The 12,215-nt window shown below is 58.6% G+C and carries 8 protein-coding genes and 1 pseudogene; 8 read left to right on the top strand and 1 reads right to left on the bottom strand.

Features of this window, described 5'->3' with window-relative positions:
* The first annotated feature begins 97 nt into the window (after nt 1-97).
* The 8 genes from A9W96_RS30815 (at nt 98) to A9W96_RS30800 (ending at nt 11,211) form a co-directional block, all read left to right on the top strand.
* Nucleotides 98-1,297, top strand: coding sequence for a sensor histidine kinase (locus A9W96_RS30815; RefSeq protein ID WP_231999851.1), 1,200 nt, complete (start codon nt 98-100; stop codon nt 1,295-1,297).
* Entirely contained in the window at nt 1,294-1,956 is a 663-nt protein-coding gene (locus A9W96_RS30810; RefSeq protein WP_082972596.1) for a response regulator transcription factor, read from the top strand. The genes A9W96_RS30815 and A9W96_RS30810 overlap by 4 nt, the downstream gene beginning before the upstream one ends.
* A gap of 1,351 nt (nt 1,957-3,307) precedes the next feature.
* Nucleotides 3,308-4,576, top strand: coding sequence for a cytochrome P450 (locus A9W96_RS25055; protein ID WP_082972595.1), 1,269 nt, complete (start codon nt 3,308-3,310; stop codon nt 4,574-4,576).
* Nucleotides 4,577-4,586: 10 nt separating this feature from the next.
* Nucleotides 4,587-5,456, top strand: a complete 870-nt coding sequence (locus tag A9W96_RS25050) for an alpha/beta fold hydrolase (protein ID WP_197499638.1) — start codon at nt 4,587-4,589, stop codon at nt 5,454-5,456.
* Nucleotides 5,456-5,731 carry an acyl carrier protein gene (locus A9W96_RS25045; protein WP_067143888.1) on the top strand — a complete coding sequence of 92 codons (276 nt, stop codon included), beginning with the start codon at nt 5,456-5,458 and terminating at the stop codon, nt 5,729-5,731. The genes A9W96_RS25050 and A9W96_RS25045 overlap by 1 nt, the downstream gene beginning before the upstream one ends.
* A gap of 44 nt (nt 5,732-5,775) precedes the next feature.
* Nucleotides 5,776-7,446, top strand: a complete 1,671-nt coding sequence (locus A9W96_RS30805) for a long-chain-fatty-acid--CoA ligase (RefSeq protein ID WP_082972593.1) — start codon at nt 5,776-5,778, stop codon at nt 7,444-7,446.
* Between the two features lie 67 nt (nt 7,447-7,513).
* Nucleotides 7,514-10,468, top strand: coding sequence for an RND family transporter (locus A9W96_RS25040; protein WP_082972592.1), 2,955 nt, complete (start codon nt 7,514-7,516; stop codon nt 10,466-10,468).
* A gap of 356 nt (nt 10,469-10,824) precedes the next feature.
* On the top strand, nt 10,825-11,211 hold the full coding sequence (locus tag A9W96_RS30800) for a helix-turn-helix domain-containing protein (protein ID WP_231999854.1): 387 nt from the start codon (nt 10,825-10,827) through the stop codon (nt 11,209-11,211).
* Here A9W96_RS30800 and A9W96_RS33475 read toward each other — a convergent pair.
* A pseudogene (locus A9W96_RS33475) lies at nt 11,194-11,331 on the bottom strand (IS256 family transposase); the annotation flags it as partial. The gene A9W96_RS30800 and the pseudogene A9W96_RS33475 sit on opposite strands and share 18 nt — an antisense overlap.
* Nucleotides 11,332-12,215 lie beyond the last annotated feature (884 nt).

The raw sequence follows: 12,215 nt of genomic DNA, 5'->3' as shown, positions 1-12,215 counted from the left end.
CGGCGACACAGCATGGAGACATGGTAAGCTCGGCGTCTCCGCAGCGTCGCCAAGAGGTAGCCGATCGATCGCTTGCCAGGGCCCGATATCGTCGTCGGTGGCGAGCAAACTGTGGAACCTAGGGCTCCGCAAGGAATGGATCCTGCCCGCTGGCTTCAGCTGGATGTTTGTAATCGTCATCGATTTGACTTTGGTGGCAATCGGTGCGATTTCCATTTTCCAACGTCCGGCGGTGGACAGGCCAACCGCGTGTGCAGCGATCGCGGCAGCGCTGGCTCCTTGGCTGTTGTTCTTCCTCTTAGATGTCGCGAAGTTTCAAGCGCCTATTCTGTGGGCAGCTTGGGTATCGGCCACTGCGACCTTGCTGTTTGCAACGACGACGCCGGTACCGGGCGACTTTGCCCCCCTGTTGCTAACCCTAAACGTCGGGACGGTCAGTGCGATCACCCTGACGGCTGGAGGTCTGATGGCCGCCGTGTCGGCAGAAGCATTGATCATTATCGCTGCAGCCTTGCATCGCTTGGAGACCCCAGCCCTGTATCTGATGTTCGTGGGCATCGGTTGGATCGTGGGCTATCTAATGCGCCGACAGCAGGCACTGCTCGTTGAGCAACGACAGCTGCATGGCCAGTTGGCGGCGCACGCCGCAGCTGATGAACGCCGACGCATCGCTCGCGAAGTACATGATGTTATTGCCCACTCGCTGAGCATCACGCTGCTTCATCTCACTGGCGCGCGACACGCGCTGGAATATAGTGATTGTGGAAATAAGGCCGTTGAGCCCCTTCGACAAGCCGAGCGCCTCGGACGCCAGGCGATGGCCGATATCCGCCGGACAGTAGGTTTGCTAGACCCGAGGGGCAGTGGGGTTGCGCCAGAACCAACGCTTGCTGACATCGCTGCACTCGCCGACGATTTCAAGCGTGCAGGACTTAAGCTATCTATCACGATTGACGGCGATTTGTCCCACGCCTCTGCAGCGGCTGGACTCGCGTTGTACCGGATCGCGCAGGAATCGCTGGCCAACATCGCTAAGCACGCGCCTGAGTCATCGGCGGCCATCACTGTGAGGAGTTCACGCCGGGCTACCCAGCTTGTCGTCGTAAACGAGTTGCCGCAGCAGCCCGCAGCTTGCGCAGCCCCGGACGGACGTGGGCTACAGGGAATGCGCCAGCGAGTCGAACTTCTCGGTGGCACAATCGCAATTGACCGAGGTCCAACCTGCTGGTCGGTGCAAGCGACACTGCTCTGCGATGCCAACGGTGTCCGTCCCCCAACGCCGGCATCACCGTCGTGAGAGGCGCTCAGTCCGTCGTCGGTGCTCTCATCGTTGACGATCAGGAACTTGTGCGCTCCGGCCTTACACTAATTCTCCAACCGGAGCATGGCGTCAAAGTGGTCGGTGAGTGCTGTGACGGAGACGAGGTTCATCGGGCGGTCGAACTATTGCAACCTGATGTCGTGGTGATGGATTTGCGGATGAAGCGCATGGATGGAATTGAGGCAACCAGGTTGCTGTCCGCATGCGGCGGGCCTCCTGTGCTGGCATTGACGACGTTTAACGACGACGAATTGCTATCTGCTGTACTCCGCGCCGGGGCTGCCGGATTCGTTCTCAAGGATTCTTCGGCAGAGGAACTGATCAGAGCGGTTCATGCTGTCGGCTGCGGTAACAGCTATCTGGACCCGGCCGTCACGGCGCGTGTACTTACCACCTATCGAAGCGCGGCTGCACCCGCACCGGCCGTATCGCTGAACAGCCTCACCCGACGCGAACGTGACATCCTTATGCTGATTGCTAAGGGTCTTAACAACGGCGAAATCGCTGATCAACTTTGCATTTCCGAGCTGACGGTAAAGAGCCACGTCGGGCGGATATTCATGAAACTTGGTTTCCGCGACCGTGGTGCTGCCATTGTTTTTGCTTATGAGAACGGCGTTGTCAGGCCAGGTTGACACCGATCACATGTAGTAGATCTCCACCGCTACGGCTCAGGGCCAGAACCACAACGATCTGCTGCAGCTGACGAGGGTAGCCGTGGCTGCTTGGCCACACGCACCCCTGAGCGCATCGGAGCTTGTCGTGGTCCCACGTTATGTGCTGTAGCACTTGATCTGTGGATCGATCCCAGTCCTTCGGGTCGACAAGCAAGCTCTCGATCACTGTGTTGGTTTCTTTGCTTCTGGTGTGCGTTCCTTTGGGCGGATTGAGCGGCCTCAGTGCTCCACTACTTTCCTCGGCACCCCAAGGCGCAAACGAAATAGGTATTCGCCAGCAGGACGGGCGGGCCGACTTTTGTTGTCGGCATCCCCGACCGCGCCGACATTATCGCGCTCCGGGCAGTTCGGCGTCGGGCGCGCTCCCAACGTCCCAGCCCTTGTCACGCCGATCTCAGCCGCCACCACGAGCAGTCGTGCGACCGATCACGCACTACCGGGCAGCCTGCTCCCGATTCGACGCCCGACGTCTACTTGCCACGCTTGTCAACGCGGGATATTTTTCATCGGCGGACAGTGGCCAGTCGCACTACCCGCTGGCGAACTCCCGCAGCGTCGGACTTTGGGCTGAACCGTGCGGAACTCGATGGGGCGCTTGGCGGTGTCCGTCCCGGTATGAGCGCGGCGCTGGTCATGCGCTGTGGCGATGGAACGTTGAGTTGGCGTGCAATCTATTCCCCGGTCGCGCCCTCGAAATGTGATGCGCGGCGCGCCGAAACGTCCTTAGCGGTACGCGGCTTGCGATATCGGTGTTTCATCCCACTCATCCCGACGTCGGACGGCGGGACTGTAAACCTGCTGGTTCAATCACTACGAACGGGCGGCACGCGACTTGTTCAACTGCCTCAGTTCCACAGTTGCACAACTAATTCCACCCCTGAGCCCAGGAGGGTCGTGGGTATGTCTTCCGGCACTTTCCTTTGTCACGCGCATTCATCTGATCAAGACTGGGCGAGGACGAATCACTCTGCGAGTAGAACTCCAGTTGCACATCCGTTGCCCCCCAAGCTGATCCGATATAGCGTCCGCGTGTCCTTCTAAAAGGTGACCTCGGGAGACCAAATGGCCGTCAAATCCACCCGCATCTGCGGTGGAGTTCCAGAGCCTCGCGTGACACGCCCGCGGGGGCAGTGCGGATTGAATTCCGTGCTAGCCGTGGGTATTTGGACATCACCGACCGGGATCGGCGGCCTTTGTTTGATTTTCTAACGCGGTAGACCCCGTCCCCGTCCTAACGGATCGTGGAAGGCCCTGAATTTTTGCTGCGCCCCCACTGTTCCCTAGTCGAAGATGCGAGGAAGTCACCCATATGGCTGAACGTACTGATGGTGATGAGTCGTCAGAAACTACCAAGACAATGCTTGTAAGGCTGGCCAATACTGGTCGCGACGCCATTGCGTTTAAAGCGGACGGCGAGAGGCACGTGCTCGTAAACCATCCGGACTACGTCAAGCAGGTCCTGATGCGGACCGACAGGTATTCAAAGGACACCCCGCCCAACAGATTCTTCAAAGAAGAGGTGGCGGATGGGCTGCTGACCGCTGAAGGAACGAGCTGGGTGCACCAACGGAAACTGCTCGCACCGGCCTTCAAGGCGGTCGCCCAAATGCGTTCGGTTGCGCAAGTCTGTGCAGACGAGATGATCGCGCGACTGGAAACCATCGCGGACACCGATCAGGCAGTAAATCTCACCGCTGCTATCTCGGAATTCACTCTCGCAGTGACAACGCGGCTCTTATTTGGATTTCGCCACGAATCGTTTAGCGATCAGTGTGAGAGCATCGGAACTCTACTCAGCAACGCCAATTCGGTCCGTCCAGGCTCTCATCGTCCGATTCAAGAACTTCGTGAGAAGCTCTACACGACAATCAGGAACGCGAAGCGCGAGAGGCCCAGCGAAGCTTTTCCCGGACTGGCCTGGGGCGAACTGTGCAAGGATGAGGCGCTTTCAGAAACTGCGCTGACAGAGCAGATTGCCACGCTCTTGCTGGCTGGCTTTGAGACCACCGCAAACTCGTTGACGTGGGCCTGGATTGAGCTCATCCGCCACCCCGAGGAATACTCGGAGTGGCAGCGCGCGCTTGATGACGAGCTTGATACGCCATTCACGGATGTCCTTTTCAAGGAGACGTTGCGCCTTTATCCGCCGGCGTGGATCATCGGTCGGCGTGCCCTCGTAAATGATCGCGTAGGGGGGCTTACCCTAGCTCCGGGTACGGTCGTCGCGATCAGCCCTTATCTCCTCCAGCGCCATCCCCGCTATTGGGAGCGGCCGGACGAATTCGTGATTGATCGGTTCGCAGCGGGCCGCGGACGTCCGATCCATCGGTACGCATACTTGCCATTTGGCGCTGGGGCCAGAGTGTGCATTGGGCAGGTCCTCGCACTCCATGAAGCGTCGGTTCTGTTGTCAGCCCTCGGCGCGAGATTCCGATTCAGCGCGGCCGAAACCACTGATGCCTCCCCCGACCACAAGTTTGTACTCCGCGCACCCGAGACCTTTCTGGTTAAGGTCCGAGACCGTGCTTCCGGTCAAATGTTTCGCCGGGAGCAACTTCAACACCAAATATCAGAATAGGAGAAATCGGATGTTGCCAATTTCACAGGTAAGAGAGACCGATGTGGTCATAGCTTCGACGCCAGTCAAGCACTTCATGCACGAGTGGGCGGGCGCCGATAGCAATGGGGCGCGGCTTCCCGGTATTTTGATGTTGCCCGGGCTGTTTGGTGGCGAGTGGGTATGGCATGAAGTCGCGGTTGCCCTGGCGGCGGAGGGATTTGAGGTTGTCGCGCTCGATGAGCCATTGGGGCTCAAGCCAAACGTGTCCCATCCCGACCAGCTAGTGGCGATGGTTCGGTTGCTGATTGAAGAGCACTTCGGCCGCCCAGTGGTTCTTGCTGGCAACTCATTTGGTGGACTGGTCGCGCTTGAGCTCGCGGCGACATTTCCATCGTTACTTACTGGACTCGTGCTAAGCGGATCGCCTGGGCTGGAGCAAAAGACCCCTGCGGTCCCTGCTCGTGTCATCGTGCAACCACGCTTGATTTCGAAGGCCTTCGGTACAGAACAGGCAAGTAAGATGTTCTACAACGAGAACTTCATTACCCCGGAATTGGTGGAGAAAGTCTACGGGCCCTTCGCGGACATTAGTAATCGACAAAAGCTCGCCATCATCCGCGCATTGCGGATCGCAGACAGCTATGAGGCCGCGCGACGATTCGCTCAGATCAGCACGCCGACACTGCTGTTGTGGGGCCTGCAAGATACCTTGACCCCGGCCGTGGAGTGGGAGCGAAGTGCGCAGCACTTCCCTGATGCACAGTTCGTCGGCATACCTGAGGCTGGTCACTCGCCGATGGCCGAACAACCAGAACTAGTCGCTTCGGCGCTGACCACGTTCATGGCGCGGTTAGACGCCCCTGGTGCTGTCATGTCAAAAAAGGAAGAGGTTAGTTGATGACAATCGAGCAAACGGTCGATGGGTATGAGGTGTTGGTGTCGGTAATTACGTCGCTTGCGCCGGTTGAAGGACATCGGCTGGATGGTAAGACGACTTTCAGTGAAATTGGGCTCGATTCGCTTATGACGCTTGAGGTCATGTTGACCTGCGAAGATCGCCTCGGGTTGGCTGTCATGGGCGATGATATGCCAGAGATATACACAGTTGGTGATGCTGCAGAGCTTCTTGACGATGTGATGCAGCGCGCCGAGGTTAGGCGGCAGGCCCAGTGAACCGGTTGCCCTGTAGCGATGCCAGTTATTGACGAGGAGTAGTCTTGAGCCGATTCATCGCTGATGTTATTCGTTCCGCGGGCGCTTCGGATCGCGGACTGGTTAGTTGCGCTTCAAGCGGTAGTATCCGGTTATCGTGGCGGGAGGTTAACCGCCGTTCACGCCGGCTAGCAGTTGCCTTGATTGGAATGGGCATAGAGCCCGGCTTGTCCGTACCGATCCTCGCGGCCGATCCGGCTGACGTTGCATGGGCAACGCAAGCTATCTGGATGTGCGCGGCTTCTGTGACTATGCTGCAGCAGCCCACGGCGCGCATGGACAGAAACATTTGGCTAAGCGATACATTGGCGGTGGTCGCTATGTTGGATGCCAAAGTTGTCGTTGTAGGAGAGCCATATCACTGGGCGATTAGCGTTCTGCGCGATCACGGCCTCGTTGTAGTCACGACTGGTACCGCTGAAGGTGATGGGTGTAGCGATTTCACCTTAGTGAATGCTGATGAACATGCAATTGCTCTGCGACAGTTGACATCTGGATCGACTGGTAACCCCAAGGCAATCGAGATCAGCCACGGAAATCTATGGGCGGCTACCGCGGCGCTATACACGTCATTCGGTGTCGACCGCAAGTCTGACGTGTTTGTCAATTGGATGCCGCTATCTCACGACATGGCGATGATTGCATTTTTGGCATGGCCGATGCAGTTCGGTGCCGAACTGGTAGCAACGACACCGGAGCAATTCGTCCGCAATCCTTCCGTCTGGCCCGAATTGCTAACGACGCATCGTGGCACCATCACGGCCGGACCTCACTTCGCGTACGCCATTTTGAATCGCGTACTGCAGCGGGCAACGACCGACAAGTACGATCTGAGTTCGCTCCGAGTGGCGCTTAACGGGGCTGAACCCATCAAGCCATCGGACCTAAGAGAACTCGAACTCCTTGGTGCGAAATTCGGTCTTTCCGCCGAAGCGATGGCGCCTGGCTATGGCCTGGCGGAGGCGACGCTGGTCGTTTCGGTGACCGCGAGACAAGATAAACCCAGCTGGGATTCGGTCAACATTGATACCTTGACTCGCAGACACTTGGCCGCGCCGGTCAGCTTGCCAGTCGATGCTGATTCCACCGTTGAGATCGCGTCCGTCGGCAAGTGCGTGCTCGGAATGGAAGTTCGGATCGCCAACCGCGGCAAAGACTGTGGACCACGACAAATCGGTAGCGTTCTCATTCGTGGAGACAGCGTCGCACGGACTGCCGTCGATGCGAACGGGGTGTCGCCGTTGACCGACGCCGATGGATGGCTCGACACCGGGGACCTGGGGTACTGCGATGAGGACGGTTTCCTCTACATATGCGGTAGGCAAAAGGATGTCATCATCGTCGGCGGGCGTAATCTGTATCCGACTGATATCGAGCGCGCAGCGGAGATGGTTGATGGTGTGCGCCCTGGAAATGTCGCGGCAGTTGGCGTAACAAGCCCAACCGAAAGAGAGGGGTTTGCCATCGCGGCGGAGTCGACGCACTACGACGACGATCAGGTATCCGATCGGATTCGTCGTGACGTGGTCCACGCGGTCACAAGGCAGGTTGGGTGCTCGCCAATCACCGTCGCGTTACTAGCGCCGGGCTCGCTGCCTAAAACTCCCTCAGGGAAACTCCGTCGGCATGCCGTTGCGACGCTCTTTGCCCAGCCACATGCAAGTGCCTCGCCCTGATGGCATATGACCTGTCAATGATTAGGGTCCCTGAACAATATCTAGACGTGGTGCGCCCCAACGGATTATGTTATTTTCAGATGTGAATATTCGGCGACGAACGCTTAGGACATCTGGAATCTCGCCAACGTCACCCGACCGGTCATACCGATGGCATTTGCGACGGCGACTCGGCCCGGCGGGGGGCGGGTTGCGTGCAGTCGCTGGTTTCTGCAGTCGCCATGCGGGCGCGATCGTGCTGGTATGGCTAGTCCTAGCGATTGCGGGTAACGTTTGCATCCCGCAATTGGAGCGGGTCGTTCGCGAGCACTCACGGTCGTTTTTGCCAGCGAATTCTCCGTCCAGCGTTGCTATCTCCCAAATGGGCGAAATCTTTGGCGATTCGAAGACAAACAACCTTGCCTATGTAGTGATGGAAGCGCCACGAGATCTAAACGCAGCCGACTTCGGTTACTATCAGAAACTCGTCGCTGCGTTAACCGCCGACAGGGACCACGTTGAGGCACTAATGGATCTATGGGCGGATCCGTTAGCGGCATCGGCCGCCGAAAGCCCGGACAAGCGAGCCGCTTCGGTTCTGTTGCGATTGAGGGGACAACTCGGAACGACGGAGGCGCACGACGCCGTTGGTGCGGTGCGTCATGACATATCCGAGATGTCACCGCCCCGTGGCCTCAACGTCTACCTTACAGGTCCAGGTCCAACGGTTGCCGACGAACTAGGCTCCATGGATAACCAGTTGCTAATCACAATTATTAGCACCGCGGTGTTGATCGCGATCCTGCTCATCCTTGTCTATCGCTCAGTTGTCAGCTCACGAATCCCGTTGATACCGGTTGCCGCCGCCCTATTTGTGGCGCGTCCGGTGGTGGCGCTGCTCGGCCAGCACGACGTCATCGAAGTATCGATCTTCTGCGAGAACCTGCTGGCGTCCGTCACGTTAGGTGCCGTCACGAACTACGGAATATTCATGGTGGGCCGGTACCATGAGCAGCGCCGTCGAGGATTGGATCCCGATTCAGCATTGGCGACCGCCTACGAAAGCGTGGGACCAGTGATCGTCGCATCAGCGTTGACGATCGCATTGGCCCTTTCGGCACTGAGTTGCGCCGACCTTGGATTGCTTCGGAGCGCTGGCATCCCGTGTGCCGTCAGCATTCTCATTGGTATGTTGGCGGCGTTGACGCTACTTCCTGCATTGATTGGGATAGCCGGCAGGCGTGGATTCGCGGAGCCGCGTCCGTCGCCGCACCGAAGACAGTGGCGGCGCCTGGGTGTGGCTGTTGCCAGATGGCCTATCCCGATGGTCATCGTAGCTACAGCTGTGTTGGTGTTATTCGCTACCCCGACCTTGGCTATGCAGATTGGATTCAACGAGATGCGCGCACAGCCTGCATCGACGGAATCTAATCGCGGCTATCAGGCGATGGACCGACATTTCCCGCCTAATCGCTTGCTGCCGGAAATCGTGGTGTTAACAACAGACCACGACTTGCGCACGCCTGCAGGGTTGATCGCCATCGAAAGAGTCAGTCGGAAAATTCTGGAGCAGCCCGGAGTTCAACTGATTCAAACGCCCTCTCGTCCAGCCGGGACCCCTCTGACGGACGCGGCGATCACGTCCCAGGTCGGGCAAATTGGTGACAGGTTCGGCGGCAGCCTCAGCGCAATGACCGGGCAACTCGACTCCATCAACAAGTTGCCTGGGTCGCTGTCGGATATGGCTAGCTCCATTGAACGCCTAAAAGTTGAGCTAGCAAGCGGATCGAAGGGGTTGCGGCGCGTTGCTGTTGGCACCAGCGACATGTCAGCGGGTGTGCAGCAATTGCAGGTATCAGCCGCTACGTTGTCGGGCTACCTGGATCCGTTGCGTCGCTACGTCGGGTCGCGGCCCGAATGCGCGGGCGAGGCGCTATGCGGACTTCTGCTCAAGGTAATCGATCCGATTGACGCGGTGATCGCTGGGACAACACATTTAACTTCGGGCGCTGGCCAAGCTGCGCAGGGTGCTTCAGATACCACCAGTGTGCTGGCCGGCGCCTCCGGCAGTCTGCAAGGTTTCGAATCATTCCTGTCTGAGACCCAGAGGACAATCGCATCAGTGTCGACAGCCCTGGACTCGCTCAAACCACAGATGGCCGATCTTAGTAGCTACTTACAAGAGATGGGACGGGACTTTCAAGACAGCGGCGAAGGAGGTTTCTATTTACCAAAAAGCGCGCTTGAAGACCGCCGATTCCAGCACGTATCGCAGTTATTCTTTTCGAAAGACGGAAAGTCTGTGCGGCTGTTAGTCTTTGGTGACGGAGACATGTTCGGCGACAACGGAGCACGGCTAGCAGCCGACATCCCACGTGCGATCCAATCTGTGACGAAAGAGGGGCCCCTGGCGCAGAACTCGCTGTTGGTGGCAGGTGTTGGATCGGTGGTCGGGGAGTTGCAGAGCGCCGTCCGACATGACTTCTTGCTATTAGCAACCGTCGCCCTGGCACTCGTACTCTTAATCGTGCTACTGATGTTGCGTGCGCCCGTAGCCGCCTTGGCGGTAGTCGCCACAGTCATGTTGTCGTATCTGTCAGCGATGGGTCTTAGTGTCATTTTTTGGCAGTTTCTGCTAGGTCAAGAACTGCACTGGGCTGTATTGCCGATCGCCTTTATCGCGCTGGTTGCAGTAGGGGCCGACTACAACTTGCTGCTGACGGCGCGATTGAAGCAAGAGTGTACGGCGGGACTGCGGAGCGGCATGATTCGGACATTCGATGGGACAGGTAGCGTGGTCACCACGGCGGGAATCGTTTTCGGTGTCACTATGTTCGCTTTGGTGCGGAGTAATATGGCCAGCGTTGCCCAAATCGGAACTACGGTCGGCTTGGGGCTCATGGTGGACACATTGCTTGTGCGGTCAGTCCTCGTTCCGGGGCTAGCATCGCTGTTCGGTCGATGGTTTTGGTGGCCGTTTCCTTTGCGGCACGCAAAGACCGGATTGGTGCCGCGCCCGCGCGCGTCGCACACGAGTGGTTAACCTGGAATTGGCTTCGATTGTCCGGCCGCTGAACTGACAACCAGCCGCATTACCGCTGATTACCGGGTTCAGTCGACATGAACATCTCCGTGGAAGATGCTTTCGGGGTCGGCGGGCGCCGAGCGGTCTCTCCGTTTTAGCGCATCTTCGTGTACTGGCATATATGTCTTCGAGGCAGCTTGCAGACGCAACTGCGGGGCACTGTACCGCTCCGCCAAAGCGAGCTTGCTACTCTGTAGTAACCTCGGTGCAGGGATGGCCGCACATGGGGAGAGGGTATTTTGGGCGACGACACGAGTTCCGACTGTGCGGGTACCTCGGACCTATCGGCCAAGCTCAATAGGCTTTTTGAGGTTATGCGTAAGCCCACAGAACCCCAGCTGTCTAACGCCGCGGCAGCAAACGCCATTACGCGAGAGACCGGTGTATCAATAAGCTCAGCATACCTGTGGCAGCTGCGTGCGGGGCTGAAGGTAAACCCGACCCTCCAGCATCTGCGAGCCATCGCGCAGTTTTTTGGGGTGCCCCCGTCCTACCTCATTGACCCCGACGTGAATACTGAGGTTGACGCACAGCTCGGCCTTCTGCAGGCGCTACGTGATACCGGGGTGCGCGAGCTTGCCATGCGGGCCTCGGGCTTGACGCCGCAGGCGATCGAGAGCCTAACGGCAATGGTCGATCACGTGCGGCGCCTCGAACATTTGCCGCCGGTAGATGACCAGGCCAAAGATGGCTGCCCATAGTTTGCCGCACCAAAGCCACGACGATTTCGGGGTGACCGACATCAAGTGGGCCGTGTAGTCGGTGCGGCGGTGCTGCAATGCGGCTCCGGGCAGAGTGGCGCGTCCGATCGCGGCCCATAGCCTCCGCGGCTCTCGCGGTGGCCCTTGGCATTCCCTGCAGTGGCTACCGGGATGTGGACCGACGACACGGCCGTTCTGGCGGACTTGAGTACCCCGGGCGTGTAACAGCGATGACGTGAGCTGCCGGTCCGGGCAAGTTCCTATGGGAGCCCGTCCGATGCACCAGAATCGGGGAGAGGGATTCAGGTGATTGCACGTCGATGGCATATACCCGAGCAGGTAGTCCGCAGGCTTCGTGAGTGTGAGCGGCTGCTCGGTGACGTGAAAACCTCGGGGAGGTGCGACATTTGGAGGTCGGTTGACCAGACTTGGCATCACCGGTGAAATTAGTACGGCGGGATAAATGCTGAAGACACTAAACGGCTCAAGGAGCTTGAGTGGGAGAATCAGCGGCTCAAGAAGCTGGTCGCCGAGGAAGCCCTTGGCATCGATGTGCTCAAAGGAGGTCCGCCGCCGGAACTGCTGAGCCCCGACAGTCGGCATGGGGCAATCCCCAACGCACGCACCGATTATGGAAAGACGAACGGCTGCGACGTCCATCCAAGACCCGCAAGCGGATACGCCTCGGCAACGGCGCGGCGCAACCGCACATGGCCGCCGGTCAGGCCCCGATCATGTCTGGGCCGCCAGCTGTGCTTCCTCAACGTCACCGGCGAGTTTACCCGAGGCGTGACACCGCGTTTTTCTGAGTATGCAACGAGCGGCTCCATCGTGTACTGTTGTTTCGGTAAGTAGCTTACTCCGCTGTGAGCCTCGATTTCGGACTGTGCGAGATCGAGGCTCATGCGCTGCCAGGTCCGGGGGTGAAGTGCACAGCACTAATATTGCGGCTTCGGGAATGAGGCTAGCCGTTCGACCTGCTGGCGAGGGTTGTGGACGTGAAG

It is taken from the genome of Mycobacterium sp. 1245852.3, assembly GCF_001669335.1.
Lineage (GTDB): Bacteria > Actinomycetota > Actinomycetes > Mycobacteriales > Mycobacteriaceae > Mycobacterium > Mycobacterium europaeum_A.
This window is presented reverse-complemented; position numbering and strand designations above follow the sequence as displayed.